Below are 17,054 nucleotides of genomic sequence, written 5' to 3' on the forward strand. Positions count from 1 at the left end.
CCTATACTGTCAGAACAGTAGGCTTGTCACATCGTCCGCCTGGGAGGGTATTGCGAATGATCCGTTCAGAATTGATTCAGAAAATTGCCGACGAAAACCCGCATCTCTATCAACGCGACGTCGAGCGGATCGTGAACACTGTCTTTGAAGAAGTCACCGACGCGATGTCGCGCGGTGACCGTGTCGAGCTGCGCGGCTTTGGCGCGTTTTCGGTGAAGAAGCGTGATGCGCGCGTAGGTCGTAACCCCCGCACCGGCGAGACCGTACAGGTCGAAGAAAAATGTGTTCCGTTTTTTAAAACGGGCAAGTTGCTAAGGGACCGTTTGAACGGTAAAGCCTAAGCCATGATGCGCTACATTCGTTACGCCTTTTTGGCTGCCTTGGGAATTATTCTGGTTTCTGTCTCGCTGGCCAACCGCCAGATTGTTGAACTGAAACTGATGCCGGACGCTCTGTCCGAATTGCTGGGGTTCAACCTGACCACATCCCTGCCGCTGTTTCTGGTGGTGCTGGGCGGCGTTGTGGCCGGTCTGGTTATTGGCTTCCTCTGGGAATGGCTGCGCGAGCACAAGCACCGCAAAGACGCGACCGTTAAGACAGGCGAAGTGCGCAAGCTTGAGCGCGAGGTCAAAAAGCTCAAGAAAAAGCAGAATGAAGGTCAGGATGACGTTCTGGCTCTGCTGGATGAGGCAAGCTGAGGCCCCACCATGCCTTCTGATATTCGTGTCAAAATATGCGGCCTGACCGCCCCTGATCACGTGCGCGCCGCGGTAGATGCCGGTGCGGGCTATTTGGGGTTTAACTTTTTCCCGAAATCACCCCGGTATGTCGCACCTGCCGAGGTTGCCGCTTTGACGTCCGAAGTTCCCGCAGGGGTGGCAAGTGTGGCGCTGGTGGTGAACGCTTCAGACGAACTTCTGGATAGCATCACGCAATCTGCGCCGTTCGATATGCTCCAATTACACGGCAGTGAGAGCGTTGAGCGTGTTCGAGAGATCAAGCAGCGCTATGGATTGCCAGTGATGAAAGTCGTTGGCGTGGCCGAGGCCGAGGATCTGGCCAAAATCGATACCTATAGCGAAGTGGCCGATCAGCTCTTGATCGATGCCAAAGCTCCGAAAAACGCGGTTTTGCCGGGCGGAAACGGTTTGGCGTTTGATTGGCGCCTGTTGGCAGGGCGAAAATACTGGCGCAAGCCGTGGATGCTTGCCGGTGGATTGACCCCTGACAATGTGGCCGAAGCGATTCGAATGACAGGAGCGCGTCAGGTAGACGTTGCATCTGGGGTCGAAAGTGCTCCGGGGGTCAAGGACGCGGAGCTGATCCGCGCCTTCATCGAAGCTGCCAGCTGATCCCATTGCCGCACCACGTGCTTACGTTTTGCGATGGCAAATCCTAGCGCTACCTCCTATGAACATCAGGTACGACGAGGGAGATATCCATGGCTAACGATCTATTTAATTCCTTCATGTCCGGCCCGGATGAGCAGGGTCGCTTCGGCATCTATGGCGGACGCTTTGTCAGCGAAACGCTGATGCCGCTGATCCTGTCGCTGGAAGAGGAATACGACAAAGCCAAGGACGACCCCACTTTCTGGGCCGAAATGGACGATCTGTGGGCTAACTACGTCGGTCGCCCCTCGCCGCTGTATTTCGCAGAACGCCTGACCGAACATCTGGGTGGCGCGAAAATCTATCTGAAGCGGGATGAGCTGAACCACACCGGTGCGCATAAGATCAATAACGTGTTGGGCCAGATCATTCTGGCACGCCGTATGGGCAAGACCCGGATCATTGCGGAAACCGGGGCAGGGCAGCACGGCGTTGCCACTGCAACGGTCTGCGCCAAATTCGGTCTGAAATGCATCGTTTATATGGGTGCCCATGACGTACAGCGTCAGGCCCCGAATGTGTTCCGCATGCGTCTGCTGGGGGCTGAAGTGATACCAGTGACCTCGGGCCGTGGCACGCTGAAAGATGCCATGAACGATGCGCTGCGCGATTGGGTGACCAATGTGCGCGACACCTTCTATTGCATCGGTACCGTGGCTGGCCCGCACCCGTACCCGGCTATGGTTCGCGATTTCCAGTCAATCATCGGCAAGGAAGCCAAAGAGCAGATGATGAAGGCCGAGGGCCGTCTGCCCGACACCATCATCGCTGCCATCGGCGGTGGATCGAACGCGATGGGGCTGTTCTACCCGTTCCTTGACGACAAGGATGTGAACATCATCGGCGTCGAGGCTGGTGGTAAGGGCGTGAACGAGAAGATGGAGCACTGCGCCTCGCTGACCGGCGGTCGACCGGGCGTGCTGCACGGCAACCGTACCTATCTGCTGCAGGACGATGACGGGCAGATTTTGGAAGGCTATTCGATTTCGGCCGGCCTCGATTATCCCGGTATTGGGCCCGAGCACTCCTGGTTGCATGAGATTGGCCGCGCCAACTATGTCTCGATCACCGACAAAGAGGCGCTGGAGGCGTTCCAGCTGTGCTGCGCGACTGAGGGCATCATCCCGGCGCTGGAACCCAGCCATGCGCTAGCGCATGTGATGAAAATCGCGCCCGAGCTGCCAAAGGATCACCTGATCTGCATGAACATGTGCGGGCGCGGTGACAAGGATGTGCAGACCGTGGCGAAATATCTGAACTTCGATATGTCGGATACTGAGGGGCGTACAGCTGACTGACCCTAGGGCTATGCGTTCCGATTGAATTGTGTCAGGTTGCGCCCATGCGCAACCCGTCCCATTCCATAAGGTCTGAGCAGCTCGATCAGAAATACGATGCTGCTGCGCCCGGATGGGCGGACAAGATGCGGTTGCTTGGCTATTTCGACGCCTACCTCGGATTTCTTTCGTCTGATCCCTCGGCGCACTACGGGCATAAAGTCCTCGACGTTGGGTGTGGAACGGGTGCCTTTGCTGATGCGCGCGCGGTGGTTCAGACGAACGGTTTGGTGACCCTGCTGGAACCGTCAGAGAAAATGCTGGGTCAGGCTAAAAGCGCGTTGGCCAGACGCGGTATAGATGCGGCGATAGACAACTCTCGGCTGGAAGATTTCAAAGCGACGCAGCCCTTTGACTGCATCATGGCTGCACATGTATTGGAGCATTGTCCGAACCCGATCGATGCCTTGCGCCGTATGCGTGATCTGGCTGCCGCGGGCGCGGAGTTGTGGTTGGTCGTAAGCAAACCGCATTGGTGCAATGCAATCATATGGTTGCAGTGGCGACATCGGACATATCGACCAGAGGCGGTGGCAGATATGCTGGCGCGCTCAGGCTGGGAATTGTTGGCTGAACACAGTTTCCCCACCGGACCCCCATCGCGCACGTCCCGCGGGTATCGGGCAAGAGCGATCTAGTCTTCGACCCGTTTGGTTTTCAGAACGTCCAGCGGCACGATATCCAAGGCACTTTGGTGCGTCGCCTCAAGATGTACCATCGGGGCGCAACCCTCATCGTAGGCCTGAAGAAAACGGCCCGCACAGAGGCACCAGCTGTCCCCCGGCTTGAGGCCCGGGAAATCGAACTCAGGGCGTGGGGTGCTCAGGTCATTGCCGACATATTTGGAGAAGGCCAGAAACTCGGCCGTCATCACCGCGCAGACCGTATGGCTGCCCTGATCTTCGGGGCAGGTGTTGCAGGCCCCATCGCGGAAGAACCCGGTCAGAGGGTCGCGCGAACAGAGTGCCAGCACGCCACCCAGGACATTGATGCTGTCTTGCTTTTGCATGCCGCCACCTTACAGGCTTTCCGCGAGCTTGCGGAACATTTCGACATTCTGCGCGCTGACGCCCGGTTCGCGGAATTTGCGATCGGCACCTGTTGTGACGATCAGCACGCCGCGCGGTTGGTCGAAATACAGGTATTGCCCATAAACGCCGCGCGCCATGAACTCTCCTTCATGCGCGCCAACAGGTATCCACCACTGGTAGCCGTATCCGATCTTGCCCGGCTCAGTGGGGGCGCTGGGCCATGTTGAATCACTGATCCATCCGGCTGGAACCACCTGTTGCCCATCGCGCGCGCCGTTCTGCAAAATCAGCTGCCCGAAACGTGCAAAGTCCTTTGTCGTGAAGTTCAGCCCGCCCAGCACAAAGGCCACACCCGCGCCGTCGGTGATGTAATACCCATCCCGTTCAAGCCCAAGCGGCTGGATAATTTTCTCGGTCAACAGGTCCGCCACGCTGCGCCCGGTTGCACCGCGAATGACCATCCCGATGACATGAGTGTCGATCGATACATATTGCCAGGTCTCGCCAGGTGTGGCGAAGCTGTCTTGCAAAGAGGCGGCGAAATCATCCAGTTCTCCGCCCAATGCCACAACGCGGCCCATCCTGTTAATGTCTGAATTGTAGTCCAGATAATCTTCGTCAAAGGTCACGCCGCTGGCCATGTTCAATACGTTGCGGACCGTGGCGGCCTCATAGGCGCTGCCCTTTAGCTCGGGGGCATATTGTACAACGGGATCATCCAGCGATGTAATCGCGCCTTCCTCCATCAGGATACCGAACAAGGCCGACAGATAGCTTTTTGCGACCGACCATGAGATCCTGCGATCCTCAGGCCCCGTATCCAGATAATATTCTTCAAACTGGATCTCACCATTCTGCATCACGAGCAGCGAGGTCACGGCGCGTTCCTCAATCCACTGATCTGTGCCTGCGGGCAGGTCGAAGCCGGGACCATAGGGCAGCTCCCATGTCGGACCGGTGCCGCGTGGCAGGTCGACGGTCAGGAAGGCCTTATCCATATTTGAGAAGTTGTGGATGATTTTGTCTTCGGAAAACAAAGAGTTAACCGCCATTAACCGCTGAATCTCTTCGCGTTTCCAGACCCCGACAACAACCGCTGCCAGCACCAGCATCAAAACGATGCGCAGCACCCACTTCAACAGTGTTCTCATATGTCCTCTCCCAAACGGCTGCCGTATTGGAGCGTGCCGAATGTCGATCCGCAATTACGACGTTGCGGCAACAGCCAAAGATCTATCTGAATTTATCAAGCAGCTTTTGCATGGCCGAGCGGTCATCAACCTCGGGTTCTGGCGCAGGTTTGGAGGCTGCTTTCGCCTTCTCGGCAGGGGTTTTTGAAGACCTCGGCGGGGCGGTGCGTAGCGCGACCGCGTTCATGAACTTTCCGCCATCTCCATCGGCTAAGTATCCCGCACCATCCGATACTCCACGCAACACGTCGTCCAGCCAGTCTGCATCGGCCTTGGCGAAGTCCCCCAGAACGTAGGGCGAGACCATCTCTTTCCGCCCCGGATGCCCAATCCCCAGCCGAACCCGGTCGTAGGCCGGGCTGATGTGTTCGTGGATTGAGCGCAATCCGTTGTGACCGGCATGGCCTCCGCCCGCCTTGACGCGCACCTTTCCGGGCGCAAGATCCAGCTCGTCGTGAAAGACGGTCACGTCGGTCGAATCTAGCTTGTAGAACTGCATCGCCTCGCCCACGGACTGGCCGGAACGATTCATAAATGTCTGGGGTTTGATCAACAGAACCTTTTCGCGACCGAGCCGCCCCTCGGCAATCTCGGCCTGGAACTTGGATTTCCACGGGCCGAAACCGTGATCTTCAGCGATCCGATCCACGGCCATAAAGCCGATATTGTGCCGGTTCCGGGCATATTTTGATCCGGGGTTTCCCAATCCGACAAACAGTTTCATGGGCTCGTCCTTGTTCGCTGAAACCAGTGCAGCAGGTTGATGGCACGAATTGCCCCCGGTTTTCCAGCCCGGGCGACAAAAGAAAACGGGGCCTGATAGAGGCCCCGTTTCAATCTCCGGTATGTTCCGCCCGGATTTATTCTTCGGCTTCTTCCTGGCCGACGACTTCAACCTCGTCTGCGGCCACTTCTTCGCCTTCCTCTTCATCGTCGGTCGACAGGCCTGTCGGTGCCGAGATGTTGGCGATCACGAAGTCACGGTCGATGGTCGGCTTGGTGCCCGTGGGCAGGTCAACCGACGAGATGGTGACAACATCGTTGATGTTCAGACCGGTCAGATCAACGGTGATTTTCTCGGGAATGTCACCAGCGGTGCACATCAGTTCGACTTCCGGACGGACAACGGTCAGAACGCCGCCCTTCTTGATGCCGGGGGCTGCTTCTTCGTTGACGAACTCAACAGGAATGAACAACGCGATCTTCGTGGTCCGACGCAGGCGCATCAGGTCCAGGTGGGTCGGCAGATCTTTGACGACGTCACGCTGAACGTCGCGGCAGATGACGCGAACGTCTTCGTGGCCTTCGACCTTCAGGTTCCACAGGGTCGACTTGAACCGGCCTGCTTTCAGGCGCTTGAACAGGACGTTGAACGGGATTTGGATCGGCAGCGGGTCTTTGTCGCCGCCAAAAACAATGCCCGGAACCATGCCGTCGCGGCGTGCCTGACGAGCGGCGCCCTTGCCTGTCCCCGTCCGTTCCAGAGCTACGAGATCAGGAATCTCTCCAGCCATGATAATTCTCCAATGTTAGGGCGGGCATCCTCCAAGGCTGTATGCCCGCGTGAAGCCGCGTCCTTAGCTTGATTCACCCAGTTTGGAAAGGGCTTTTTGGTCAGCAGGGAATTTTGCGAGGCTCTGCCTCGCGCTCCGGGATATTTATAGCCAGATGAAGAACGGATCCCCTGCTTCATCTGGCTATAAATATCCCGGGGGAGACGCCCGAAGGGCGGCGGGGGCAGAGCCCCCATCCTTGATTGCGGCTGCAAATCAATCCTGCCAGCGACCGCCAAAATCCTCGGGTATCAGAAGATTATGACGCCCCAGATCAGCCACGTTGCGTTCGCCGCAGAGCGCCATTGTCGTGTCCAGCTCTTTCTGGATCACTTCCAGGGCGGTCGTCACACCTTTCTGGCCCATCGCCCCCAGACCGTAGACAAAGGCGCGGCCTATGAAAGTGCCCTTGGCGCCAAGCGCCAGCGCTTTCAGCACATCCTGACCCGAGCGGATGCCGCTGTCGAGATGCACCTCGACGTCGCCGCCGACCGCGTCCATGATCTCAGGCAGAACCCGGATCGAGCTGAGTGCGCCATCCAGCTGCCGACCCCCGTGGTTCGAAACCACGATCGCATCTGCACCCAGCTTGGCGGCCATTTTGGCATCTTCCGCATCCAGAATGCCTTTGAGGATCACTTTGCCGCCCCATTGCTCCATCAACTTCTCGACCTTACCCCAGTCGAGGCTAGGGTCGAACTGCTCTGCCGTCCACGTGCCCAGTGATCTGGTGTCGGTTACGTTGTCGACATGACCGACGATGTTGCCGAATTCTCGCCGCTTGGCGCCGAGCATCTCGATACCCCAAGCCCATTTTGTCATCAGGTTGGCAATGGTTTTGGGGGTTAGCTTCGGCGGGGCGGAGAGGCCGTTTTTCAGGTCTTTGTGCCGTTGACCCAGGATCTGCAGGTCGAGCGTGATGACAAGGGCTGAACATTTTGCGTCTTTGGCCCGCTGGATCAGTCGACCGACATAGTCCTGATCCTTCATGGTATAGAGCTGGAACCAGAATGGTGCCGAGGTGTTTTCGGCGACATCCTCGATCGAGTTGATCGACATTGTCGAAAGCGTAAACGGAACACCAAAAGCTTCGGCAGCTTTGGCCGCTTTGATCTCTCCATCGGCGTGCTGCATCCCGGTCAGGCCCACAGGTGCCAACGCGACCGGCATCGACACATCCTGCCCAATCATCTGCGATGCTGTCGAGCGTCCGGTCATGTCGACTGCAACCCGCTGCCGCAGGCGAATGTCTTCGAAATCCGAGCTGTTCTCGCGGAAAGTCTGCTCAGTCCAGCTGCCGCTTTCGGCATAATCATAAAACATACGTGGAACGCGACGTTCGTAGATTCGTTTGAGGTCTTCGATATTGGTGATCACGGGCATGACATCAGGCCTTTGCAGGATTGGTTAAGTTTCTTTACCAATTCTTGAAGCCCTGTGCAACATCGCGTGAATGCGGTGGGTTGCCGCGCTGATCACGAGGTCCAATGACAAAGCCCCAGCCGACAGGATGTCCGCTGGGGCTTGTAGAAAAAGTTGTAACTCAGAAGGTCAGTCAGGCTGAATGCGCGCCGTCTGCTAGAGACTTGACGAAATCAAGGACCTCAGCCGCCGGTTTGCCCGCGCCAATCTGGCTGACAATGGCCGAACCAACCACTGCTCCATCGGCGACACTGGCGATTGCGCGCGACTTTTCGGGCGTGTTGATGCCAAAGCCGACAATGACGGGCAGGTCGGTCTTGGCCTTGATCCGTGACACTTCGGGGCCGACATCGGTCGCCTGAGCCTCGGCAGCGCCTGTGATGCCCGTGATCGAGACATAGTAGACGAAGCCAGATGTGTTCTGCAAAACGCGTGGCAAACGTTTGTCGTCGGTGGTTGGCGTTGCCAGTCGAATGAAGTTCAGACCCTCGGCCTGTGCTGGGAGGCACAGCTCCTCGTCTTCCTCAGGCGGCAGATCGACCACGATCAGCCCGTCTATCCCCGCTGCTTTGGCGTCTTCCAAAAAGGCGTCGACGCCCCGGCTGTAGATCGGGTTGTAATACCCCATCAGCACGATCGGGGTTGTATCATCCGTTTCGCGAAATGCGCGCGCGAGATCCAGAGTACGCTGCAGGGTCATACCACCATCAAGCGCGCGCTGACCTGCGGCCTGAATGGTTGGCCCATCTGCCATCGGGTCGGTAAACGGCAACCCCAGTTCGATCACATCAACCCCTGCACCGGGCAAACCCTTGACCACCTCAAGCGACGTTTCATAGTCCGGATCACCGGCCATGATATAGGCAACAAAGGCCTTCTTCCCTTCGGCTTTCAAAGCGGCGAATTTGGCGTCGATACGGGTCATCGGAATTCCTTGCACACGAGGTTTGGACCTGATGTGCAGAAACTTGACCCGAAAATCAATCCCGGTTGCCTCAGAACGCGTAATGATATCTCAGGAACACCGAGTTCACGCCCGGATTGTCATCCTGGGTGCTGGCGTTCGAGATGTGCGTGATTGCCAGGGACACCTTGTTGCCGCTGTCGAGCGTATACCCCAAACCCAGCAGGCTGCGGATCTGGAAGCTACCACCCAGATCGTTTGCTGCGTTTGATTCATTATAGTAGCCCGGGAAGACGCTTCCTTCGACGAACCAGCGATCTGCAAAACTGTAGAGCCCGACCAAACCGGCACCCAGATGCGTGTCACCATCGGAATCGACTGTCAGGGCAGCCCCCCATGTGGCGCTGAACCGGGTTGCCTCGTGAAACGGGCGGTGCTGATATTCCAGCGAGAATATTGCCTGATCGTCACCCGAGCCAGCCGAGTAGTCCGCATATCCTGCGCCAAAGATAACAGATTGTGCCTGAGCTGCACCTGCTGCAGCCAGTGTAAATGCCAATACAAGAAGGGATTTCATCTTCACTACTATGTCCGTCGTTTTCTGATTACTTTTATTGGTGACTGTAAGTGCGTGATTTCAATACGCGCAAGAACACAATGCGATCTCGCTTTCGTGATGTGGCAGAATGGACTCGGCGCAAGACGGACACCCATGCCTTGCGCATTGCCGCTGACCTGCATAGAAGCAGCGCGCAACCGGTATGCAGGAGGCCGTGATGGGCTTTAAAATGGGAATTGTGGGTCTGCCGAATGTGGGCAAGTCGACCTTGTTCAACGCGTTGACCAAAACCGCAGCCGCGCAGGCGGCGAATTTCCCCTTCTGCACCATTGAACCCAATGTGGGCGATGTAGCCGTTCCTGATGATCGGCTGGACAAATTGGCGGCGATTGCGTCATCCAAGCAGATCATTCCCACGCGGATGACATTTGTGGATATCGCCGGTCTGGTAAAAGGGGCCTCGAAAGGCGAGGGTCTGGGCAACCAGTTCCTGGCGAATATCCGCGAGACTGACGCCATTGCCCATGTGCTGCGTTGTTTCGAAGATGGTGACGTGACCCATGTCGATGGCCGCGTTGATCCGGTTGCCGATGCCGACACGATTGAGACCGAGCTGATGCTGGCCGATCTGGAAAGCATCGAAAAGCGCCGCGCCAATCTGGTGCGCAAGCTGAAAGGCAACGACAAAGAGGCGCAGCAGCAGGACCGCCTGTTGGCCGAGGCACAGGAAATGCTGGAAAGCGGCAAGCCTGCGCGTCTGGTCGAGGTGTCGGACGAAGACGCCAAGGCGTGGAAGATGCTGCAACTGCTGACCACAAAACCGGTGCTCTATGTCTGCAACGTGTCCGAGGAAGAAGCCGCCGAAGGCAACGAATATTCGGCTAAGGTTGCCGAGATGGCAGCGGAGCAGGGCAACTCTCATGTCATCATCAGTGCCAAGATCGAAGAAGAGATCAGCCTGCTGGAAGACGACGAAGCGCAGATGTTCCTTGAGGAGATGGGTCTGGAAGAACCCGGTCTCGACCGCCTGATCCGCGCGGGCTACGACCTGCTGAAACTGGAAACCTATTTCACCGTCGGCCCGAAAGAGGCCCGTGCCTGGACCATCCGCACCGGAACCGCCGCGCCGCAGGCGGCAGGTGTGATCCATGGCGATTTCGAAAAGGGTTTCATCCGCGCCGAGACCATCGCCTATGACGACTACATCGCCGCGAATGGTGAGCAGGGAGCGAAAGAAGCGGGCAAGATGCGGGCCGAGGGCAAGGGCTACATCGTCAAGGACGGTGATGTGATGCACTTCCTCTTCAATACCTGAAGCGGTGCAATTGCTTCGAGAAATGTGCTATCTGCAACGGAGTTTTTTCTAAACTTGGTTGGGTTGGGATGGAAAACGCAACTCTCGAAGCAAACAAGGCCGTTGTGAAGAGATATATCGACGAAATACAAAACGGTCATTCGCTCGACGCTATTTACGACATTTTCGCGGAAGACTTCGTCGATCACACATCGAGCGGGGGAGGTGCGTTTGTCGGCGGCATTGAAGGTCTAAAAAATGGATATGCAACTTTCTTGCAGGCGTTCCCCGATTTACATGCAACTGTAGAAATGATGATCGCCGAGGGCGATAACGTTGTCGCGTACAAGACGCTTACGGGAACGCATACGGCTGAGTGGTTGGGCGTTCCTGCGACCGGGCACCCGGTAAAGTTCAAGATTATCAGTATCTATAAAATCAAAGACGGAAAGCTCTCCGAATTTTGGGGATTGCAGGACGAGAATACGCTCAGGCAGCAATTGGCAAACACTCCAACTGGTTAGTCAAAGCACGCGCACTATAGCCCTAAAATGCTATCTGTGTTTGAAATCCAAGCGCCGGGTTTCAGTAACATAATCAGGACGCTAAGAAGAATAGATGCGGGCTTACTTTTTTCCGTCCGATACGCTGTAGTGTTGGGCCGACCCGTAACCCGAGAAAAGATAGATGATTGAAATCCGTGACCTACAACTCCTCAGCGCCTTGGCGCGGCATCGGCATTTTGCCAAGGCGGCGGAAGAATGCGGAATTTCTCAGCCTGCGTTTTCAATGCGCATCCGCAATCTTGAGGATCGTCTGGGCGTCTCCATCGTCCGTCGCGCCAACCGGTTTCAGGGCCTGACTGAAGAGGGCGAGATGATCGTGCAGCGTGCGCGGCGTATCCTTGACGATACCAAGGCCCTGGAGCAGCAGGTGCTTGCCTCGAAGGGTGAAATTACAGGTACATTGATCTTGGGCGTGATTCCGACGGCGATCGCCTTCACTGGCCGGTTGATAAAGCGCCTGCAGTTGGCGCATCCGCGTATTCTCTCTCGAATCGAAACCATGTCCGCGACAGCGATCCAGCACCGGTTAGATGAAGGCAGTCTGGATGCGGGCATTACATATGGCGACAGTATCGGCACAGATTTGAGGCAGGTGCAGCCGCTCTATGAGGAAACTTATGTTTTGTTGGTTCCATCGCATATGACGGATGAAACCGACCCGATCCCGTGGGCGCGGGTTGCCGAGTTTCCGATCAGCCTGTTGGAGCCGCAGATGCAGAACCGGCGTATTCTGGATCGTATTTTTGCCGAGCAGGGCCTGCATCCCCATGTGGTTGCGGAAACCAGCGGTTTTACCGCCTCGATGGTGATGGCGCGCGAGGGGTTGGCGGCTACCGTGGTTCCCCGGGTGTTGGTCCGCGCGCTGGGCGATTTGAAGGGGACAAAAGTGCTGCCTTTGGTCGATCCTCTTGTCAGCAAACCGATTTGTCTCGCGACCCTGACCCGTGACCCTGAACTGCCAACGGTCGAGGCTTTGCGTGCCGTGGTGACGTCTTTGCGGTGATAAGCTGTCGTTATCGTGCGATTACGATAAGCGATTTGACGATATGCTATTCTGATGAGACACGGAGCCTCAATCGGAGGGCATCATGGCACCATTAGATACCAAGCCATCAGGCGCACCAAAGGGCGTCTGGAAGTCAGGTAAAGGCAAGGGGCGGCACACGCCCAAAGGCCGTCAATTCTCGGACGAGGCACAGGCAGAGATCCATCGCCTGCTGGGCGACCGCCCGCGACGTCGCGACCTGCTGATCGAATTCCTGCATTTGATTCAGGACGAACACGGCCACATCAGCGCCGACCACATCGCAGCACTTGCGGTTGAGATGCGCATCGGTCAGGCCGAGATCTATGAGACCGCCACCTTCTATGCCCATTTTGACGTCGTGAAAGAAGGCGAGACGCCTCCTCCTGCGTTGACGATCCGCGTCTGTGATTCTCTGTCCTGTGAGATGGCTGGTGCCCAACAGTTGCAGAAAGCTCTGGAAGACGGTCTGGACCCGGCTGAGGTGCGCGTTGTCCGCGCGCCCTGCATGGGCCGATGCGACACGGCTCCGGTGCTTGAGATCGGTCACAACCATATCGACCATGCGACCCCCGAAAAGGTGCAGGCCGCAATTGCTGCCGATGACACCCACGCTCATCTGCCCGACTACGAAACCTTCGCGGCCTATGAGGCGGATGGCGGTTACGCCAAGCTGAAAGAACTGCGCGATGGCGGTGATTGGGAAAAGGTACAGGAAGATGTCCTGACCTCGGGACTGCGCGGTCTGGGCGGCGCAGGATTCCCGTCGGGCAAGAAATGGGGCTTTGTTCGCATGAACGAAGGCCCGCGCTATCTGGCCGTGAACGGGGACGAAGGCGAGCCCGGCACGTTCAAGGACCGTTACTATCTGGAACGCACGCCGCATGTCTTCCTTGAAGGGATGCTGATCGCCGCATGGGCGGTCGAGGCCGAGACCTGCTTTATCTACATGCGTGACGAATATCCGGCGGTGCTGGAAATCCTGCGCCGTGAGATTGCCGCGCTGGAAGAGGCTGGGATCGTTGAAGAAGGTTACATCGACCTACGCAGGGGTGCCGGTGCCTACATTTGCGGCGAAGAATCCGCGATGATTGAATCGATTGAGGGCGAGAAGGGCCTGCCGCGTCACCGTCCTCCGTTTGTGGCGCAGGTTGGGGTCTTTAACCGCCCGACCTTGGTGCACAATGTCGAGACGCTCTATTGGGTGACCAAAGTCTGCCGCGAGGGGCCGGAATGCCTCAACAGCACTGAAAAGAATGGCCGTAAGGGCCTGCGCAGCTATTCGGTCTCGGGCCGAGTGGCCAAGCCGGGGGTCTACCTGCTGCCTGCGGGGTCAACCATTCTGGATGTGATCGAAGCTGCTGGAGGCATGGCCGAAGGTCATGTGTTCAAAGCGTATCAGCCGGGCGGCCCGTCCTCGGGCCTGCTGCCCGCATCGATTGACGATGTGCCGCTGGACTTCGACACCTTGCAGCCGCTGGGCACCTTCATCGGCTCCGCCGCCGTGGTGGTTCTGTCCGATCAGGACACCGCGCGCGATGCGGCGCTGAACATGCTGCGCTTCTTCGAAGACGAAAGCTGCGGCCAGTGTACGCCCTGCCGTGCCGGCTGTGAAAAGGCGGTGAAGCTGATGCAGGCCGACAAGTGGGATCAGGACCTGCTGGAAGACCTGTGTCAGGTGATGGGCGACGCCTCGATCTGCGGTCTGGGGCAGGCGGCCCCGAACCCGATCCGCCTTGTCATGAAACACTTCGCTGACGAAATCTGAGGGAGACAGAGCCATGCTTGATGCAAGCCCAAACAAGACCGTCACCTTCAACCTGAACGGCGAAGATGTCACCGTGCCCGAAGGCTGGACCATCTGGGAAGCCGCCAAGGGGCAGGGGTTCACCATCCCGCACCTGTGCCACAAGCCACAGCCGGGCTACAAGCCCGATGGCAACTGCCGCGCCTGTATGGTCGAGGTGGAAGGCGAGCGCACGCTGGTCGCCTCGTGCATCCGCCCTGCAGCGGACGGTATGGTTGTGAAGACCGACAGCGAGCGTGCTGAGAAGTCGCGTGCTATGGTCATGGAGCTTCTGGTAGCTGACCAGCCTGAAGAAGCACACGACACGTCCAGCCATTTCTGGGACATGGCCAAGCTGAACGATGTCAGTGAAAGCCGTTTCCCAGCCAAAGAGGCCGAGAAGATCCCGCTGCTGGATGACAGCCACGTTGCGATGCGTGTCAATCTGGATGCCTGCATCAACTGCAACCTCTGCGTCCGCGCCTGCCGTGACGTGCAGGTGAATGACGTAATCGGTATGGCCGGTCGCGGTCACACTGCGCAGGTGGTGTTCGACCAGAACGATCCGATGGGCGCCTCGACCTGCGTGGCCTGTGGTGAATGCGTTCAGGCCTGTCCGACAGGAGCGCTGATGCCCGCTACGGTGCTGGATGACCAGCAACAGGGCGACAGCAAAGACTACGATTCCGAGACCGAAAGCGTCTGCCCGTTCTGCGGGGTTGGCTGCAAGGTCTCGCTGAAGGTCAAAGATGGTAAGGTCAAATATGTCGAGGGCATTAACGGTCCCGCCAACGAAGGCCGCCTCTGCGTCAAAGGCCGCTTTGGCTTTGATTACATCCACCACCCGCATCGCCTGACCAAACCGCTGATCCGACGCGAGGATGCGCCTGAGAAAGGTCTGAATGTCGATCCATCGGACCTGTCGACCCATTTCCGCGAAGCGACATGGGAAGAGGCGATGGATTTGGCTGCCTCCAAACTGATGGCCTTGCGTGAGGAAGACCCGCGCAACGTTGCAGGCTTTGGCTCGGCCAAGTGTACCAACGAAGAGGCCTATCTGTTCCAGAAGTTCATCCGTCAGGGCTTCAAACACAACAATGTCGACCACTGCACCCGTCTGTGCCACGCGTCGTCTGTGGCGGCTCTGATCGAGAACGTTGGCTCGGGTGCCGTGACCGCGACTTTCAACGAGATCGAAAACGCGGATGTGGCGATCATCATCGGGGCCAACCCGATTGAAAACCACCCCGTTGCGGCCACCTACTTCAAGCAGTTCACCAAACGCGGCGGCAAGCTGATCGTCATGGACCCGCGCGGCGTTGGCATGCGCAAGTTTGCCGATGAAATGCTGCAATTCCGCCCCGGCGCGGATGTCTCGATGCTGAACGCGATCATGAACGTGATCGTCGAGGAAGAGCTGTATGACAGCCAGTATATCCATCGCTGGACCGAAAACTGGGAGGCAGAGAAAGAACACCTGCGCCAGTTCACGCCCGAGGCGATGGCGCCGATCTGCGGTATCGAACCGGATCAGCTGCGCCGTGTTGCGCGCACCTTTGCGCAGGCCAAGGCCGGTCTGATCTTCTGGGGCATGGGCGTCAGCCAGCACATCCACGGCACGGATAACTCGCGCTGCCTGATCAGCCTTGCGTTGATGACCGGTAATGTCGGCAAACCCGGTGCGGGTCTGCACCCGCTGCGTGGTCAGAACAACGTGCAAGGTGCGTCTGACGCAGGCCTGATCCCGATGTTCCTGCCGGACTACAAGACGGTCACGGATGACAGTATCCGGGCGCAGTTTACGGATGTCTGGGGCTCGGACGATTTCTCGAACGAGAAGGGGCTGACCGTTACCGAGATCATCGACCAGGCCTATGCAGGCAACATCAAGGGTATGTACATCATGGGTGAAAACCCGGCCATGTCCGACCCTGATGTGGGCCACGCGCGCGAGGCTCTGGCCAAGCTGGAGCTGATGATCGTGCAGGATATCTTCCTGACCGAAACGGCGAACTATGCCGACATCATCCTGCCCGCCTCAGCGCTGTATGAGAAGAACGGCACCGTGTCGAACACCAACCGTCAGGTTCAGCGGGTGCGCCCGGCTGTGACCCCTCCGGGTGAGGCGCGCGAGGATTGGCGGATCACCGTCGAGCTGGCGCAGCGCATCGGATTGAACTGGGATTACACCGATGTGTCTCAGGTCTTTGCCGAGATGAAGCTGACCATGGAGTCGCTGAACAATATCACCTGGGAACGGCTTGAGAGCGAGACGATCACATACCCGTCTCTCAGCGAAACCGATCCAGGGCAGTCCATCGTGTTCGGCGACGGGTTCCCCCGCGCGGATGGTAAGGCCAGATTCACACCGGCCAGCATCATCCCGCCGGATGAGGCCCCGGATGAAGACTATCCGATGATCGCCACCACCGGACGTCAGCTGGAGCATTGGCACACAGGTTCGATGACTCGACGTGCAACCGTTCTGGACGCGGTGGAACCCGAGGCGAACTGCTCGATGAACCCGCGCACGCTCAAACTGATGGGGATTGAGCCGGGTGAAACGATCCGTCTGACCACCCGTCGCGGTTCGATTGAGATCATGGTTCGCGCGGACCGGGCGATTGCCGAGGATATGGTGTTCATCCCGTTTGCATATGTCGAGGCGGCGGCGAATATCCTGACCAACTCGGCCATCGATCCTTATGGTAAGATCCCAGAGTTCAAGTTCTCGGCAGTCCGGATTGAAAAGATCGAAGACGCCATCGCTGCGGAATAGCGGAAGCAGTGATTTGACATAATTTTTAGGGCGGCTCTGAACAAGGCCGCCCTTTTTTGTTTCACCATCGAAACCCGCGATAAAGATGTTGAATTTGCTGGCTGCCAACGTTCGATTGCCCAGTGCAATCGCTCATGAGAACGGACGGGTTCATCGGAAAAAACGGGCCATTAATCACTCAATGTAACGTTTCAATGGTTGGTAAGACACACGATAAC

General features: G+C 57.6%; 17 protein-coding genes. 10 read left to right on the forward strand and 7 right to left on the reverse strand.

Features of this window, described 5'->3' with window-relative positions; all coding sequences use genetic code 11:
• Positions 1–56 precede the first annotated feature (56 nt).
• The 5 genes from ihfB to ACR3EM_RS01640 all read left to right on the forward strand — a co-directional run bounded on the left by ihfB (position 57) and on the right by ACR3EM_RS01640 (position 3,366).
• Complete coding sequence (gene ihfB, locus ACR3EM_RS01620; protein WP_008758048.1) at positions 57–341, forward strand: integration host factor subunit beta; 285 nt, start codon at positions 57–59, stop codon at positions 339–341.
• Between the two features lie 6 nt (positions 342–347).
• The gene (locus ACR3EM_RS01625) at positions 348–698 is read left to right on the forward strand and encodes a LapA family protein (protein WP_480471878.1); all 351 of its coding nucleotides are present in this window, start codon (positions 348–350) and stop codon (positions 696–698) included.
• A gap of 9 nt (positions 699–707) precedes the next feature.
• Positions 708–1,352: a phosphoribosylanthranilate isomerase gene (locus ACR3EM_RS01630; protein WP_480469076.1), complete on the forward strand. Its 645-nt coding sequence runs from the start codon at positions 708–710 to the stop codon at positions 1,350–1,352.
• 89 nt (positions 1,353–1,441) lie between these two features.
• On the forward strand, positions 1,442–2,689 hold the full coding sequence (trpB, locus tag ACR3EM_RS01635; RefSeq protein ID WP_480469077.1) for a tryptophan synthase subunit beta: 1,248 nt from the start codon (positions 1,442–1,444) through the stop codon (positions 2,687–2,689).
• 44 nt (positions 2,690–2,733) lie between these two features.
• Positions 2,734–3,366: a class I SAM-dependent methyltransferase gene (locus ACR3EM_RS01640; protein ID WP_480469078.1), complete on the forward strand. Its 633-nt coding sequence runs from the start codon at positions 2,734–2,736 to the stop codon at positions 3,364–3,366.
• Here ACR3EM_RS01640 and ACR3EM_RS01645 read toward each other — a convergent pair.
• The 7 genes from ACR3EM_RS01645 to ACR3EM_RS01675 all read right to left on the reverse strand — a co-directional run bounded on the left by ACR3EM_RS01645 (position 3,363) and on the right by ACR3EM_RS01675 (position 9,405).
• Positions 3,363–3,737, reverse strand: coding sequence for a DUF2237 family protein (locus ACR3EM_RS01645; protein WP_480469079.1), 375 nt, complete (start codon positions 3,735–3,737; stop codon positions 3,363–3,365). The two genes, ACR3EM_RS01640 and ACR3EM_RS01645, sit on opposite strands and share 4 nt — an antisense overlap.
• 9 nt (positions 3,738–3,746) lie before the next feature.
• Positions 3,747–4,910, reverse strand: coding sequence for a serine hydrolase domain-containing protein (locus tag ACR3EM_RS01650; RefSeq protein ID WP_480469080.1), 1,164 nt, complete (start codon positions 4,908–4,910; stop codon positions 3,747–3,749).
• 82 nt (positions 4,911–4,992) lie between these two features.
• Positions 4,993–5,673 (reverse strand): aminoacyl-tRNA hydrolase, encoded by a 681-nt coding sequence (pth, locus tag ACR3EM_RS01655; RefSeq protein WP_480469081.1) that lies wholly within the window; start codon positions 5,671–5,673, stop codon positions 4,993–4,995.
• 136 nt (positions 5,674–5,809) lie between these two features.
• Positions 5,810–6,463: a 50S ribosomal protein L25/general stress protein Ctc gene (locus ACR3EM_RS01660; RefSeq protein ID WP_480469082.1), complete on the reverse strand. Its 654-nt coding sequence runs from the start codon at positions 6,461–6,463 to the stop codon at positions 5,810–5,812.
• A gap of 255 nt (positions 6,464–6,718) precedes the next feature.
• A complete protein-coding gene (locus ACR3EM_RS01665; protein WP_480469083.1) occupies positions 6,719–7,885 on the reverse strand; it encodes an alpha-hydroxy acid oxidase in 1,167 nt (388 codons plus the stop codon).
• A 172-nt stretch (positions 7,886–8,057) separates the two neighbouring features.
• A complete protein-coding gene (gene trpA / locus ACR3EM_RS01670) occupies positions 8,058–8,849 on the reverse strand; it encodes a tryptophan synthase subunit alpha (RefSeq protein ID WP_480469084.1) in 792 nt (263 codons plus the stop codon).
• 70 nt (positions 8,850–8,919) lie between these two features.
• The gene (locus ACR3EM_RS01675; RefSeq protein ID WP_480469085.1) at positions 8,920–9,405 is read right to left on the reverse strand and encodes an acyloxyacyl hydrolase; all 486 of its coding nucleotides are present in this window, start codon (positions 9,403–9,405) and stop codon (positions 8,920–8,922) included.
• Positions 9,406–9,604: 199 nt separating this feature from the next.
• On the opposite strand from ACR3EM_RS01675, the gene ychF reads away from it, so the two are divergent.
• From ychF to fdhF, 5 genes are all read left to right on the forward strand, one after another.
• The gene (gene ychF / locus ACR3EM_RS01680; protein ID WP_480469086.1) at positions 9,605–10,702 is read left to right on the forward strand and encodes a redox-regulated ATPase YchF; all 1,098 of its coding nucleotides are present in this window, start codon (positions 9,605–9,607) and stop codon (positions 10,700–10,702) included.
• Positions 10,703–10,770: 68 nt separating this feature from the next.
• Positions 10,771–11,205 (forward strand): ester cyclase, encoded by a 435-nt coding sequence (locus ACR3EM_RS01685; protein ID WP_480469087.1) that lies wholly within the window; start codon positions 10,771–10,773, stop codon positions 11,203–11,205.
• A gap of 163 nt (positions 11,206–11,368) precedes the next feature.
• Positions 11,369–12,250, forward strand: coding sequence for a LysR family transcriptional regulator (locus ACR3EM_RS01690; protein ID WP_480469088.1), 882 nt, complete (start codon positions 11,369–11,371; stop codon positions 12,248–12,250).
• Positions 12,251–12,335: 85 nt separating this feature from the next.
• A complete protein-coding gene (locus tag ACR3EM_RS01695) occupies positions 12,336–14,039 on the forward strand; it encodes an NAD(P)H-dependent oxidoreductase subunit E (protein ID WP_480469089.1) in 1,704 nt (567 codons plus the stop codon).
• A gap of 13 nt (positions 14,040–14,052) precedes the next feature.
• Positions 14,053–16,836: a formate dehydrogenase subunit alpha gene (gene fdhF / locus ACR3EM_RS01700; RefSeq protein ID WP_480469090.1), complete on the forward strand. Its 2,784-nt coding sequence runs from the start codon at positions 14,053–14,055 to the stop codon at positions 16,834–16,836.
• The last annotated feature ends 218 nt before the right edge of the window (positions 16,837–17,054 follow it).

This window comes from Ruegeria sp. AH3, from assembly GCF_056536265.1.

Excerpts from the sequence above, each read along its gene's own strand:
- ihfB (WP_008758048.1), top strand. The coding sequence starts at position 57 with ATGATCCGTTCAGAATTGATTCAGAAAATTGCCGACGAAAACCCGCAT.
- ACR3EM_RS01625 (WP_480471878.1), top strand. The coding sequence starts at position 348 with ATGCGCTACATTCGTTACGCCTTTTTGGCTGCCTTGGGAATTATTCTG.
- ACR3EM_RS01630 (WP_480469076.1), top strand. The coding sequence starts at position 708 with ATGCCTTCTGATATTCGTGTCAAAATATGCGGCCTGACCGCCCCTGAT.
- trpB (WP_480469077.1), top strand. The coding sequence starts at position 1,442 with ATGGCTAACGATCTATTTAATTCCTTCATGTCCGGCCCGGATGAGCAG.
- ACR3EM_RS01640 (WP_480469078.1), top strand. The coding sequence starts at position 2,734 with ATGCGCAACCCGTCCCATTCCATAAGGTCTGAGCAGCTCGATCAGAAA.
- ACR3EM_RS01645 (WP_480469079.1), bottom strand. The coding sequence starts at position 3,737 with ATGCAAAAGCAAGACAGCATCAATGTCCTGGGTGGCGTGCTGGCACTC.
- ACR3EM_RS01650 (WP_480469080.1), bottom strand. The coding sequence starts at position 4,910 with ATGAGAACACTGTTGAAGTGGGTGCTGCGCATCGTTTTGATGCTGGTG.
- pth (WP_480469081.1), bottom strand. The coding sequence starts at position 5,673 with ATGAAACTGTTTGTCGGATTGGGAAACCCCGGATCAAAATATGCCCGG.
- ACR3EM_RS01660 (WP_480469082.1), bottom strand. The coding sequence starts at position 6,463 with ATGGCTGGAGAGATTCCTGATCTCGTAGCTCTGGAACGGACGGGGACA.
- ACR3EM_RS01665 (WP_480469083.1), bottom strand. The coding sequence starts at position 7,885 with ATGCCCGTGATCACCAATATCGAAGACCTCAAACGAATCTACGAACGT.
- trpA (WP_480469084.1), bottom strand. The coding sequence starts at position 8,849 with ATGACCCGTATCGACGCCAAATTCGCCGCTTTGAAAGCCGAAGGGAAG.
- ACR3EM_RS01675 (WP_480469085.1), bottom strand. The coding sequence starts at position 9,405 with ATGAAATCCCTTCTTGTATTGGCATTTACACTGGCTGCAGCAGGTGCA.
- ychF (WP_480469086.1), top strand. The coding sequence starts at position 9,605 with ATGGGCTTTAAAATGGGAATTGTGGGTCTGCCGAATGTGGGCAAGTCG.
- ACR3EM_RS01685 (WP_480469087.1), top strand. The coding sequence starts at position 10,771 with ATGGAAAACGCAACTCTCGAAGCAAACAAGGCCGTTGTGAAGAGATAT.
- ACR3EM_RS01690 (WP_480469088.1), top strand. The coding sequence starts at position 11,369 with ATGATTGAAATCCGTGACCTACAACTCCTCAGCGCCTTGGCGCGGCAT.
- ACR3EM_RS01695 (WP_480469089.1), top strand. The coding sequence starts at position 12,336 with ATGGCACCATTAGATACCAAGCCATCAGGCGCACCAAAGGGCGTCTGG.
- fdhF (WP_480469090.1), top strand. The coding sequence starts at position 14,053 with ATGCTTGATGCAAGCCCAAACAAGACCGTCACCTTCAACCTGAACGGC.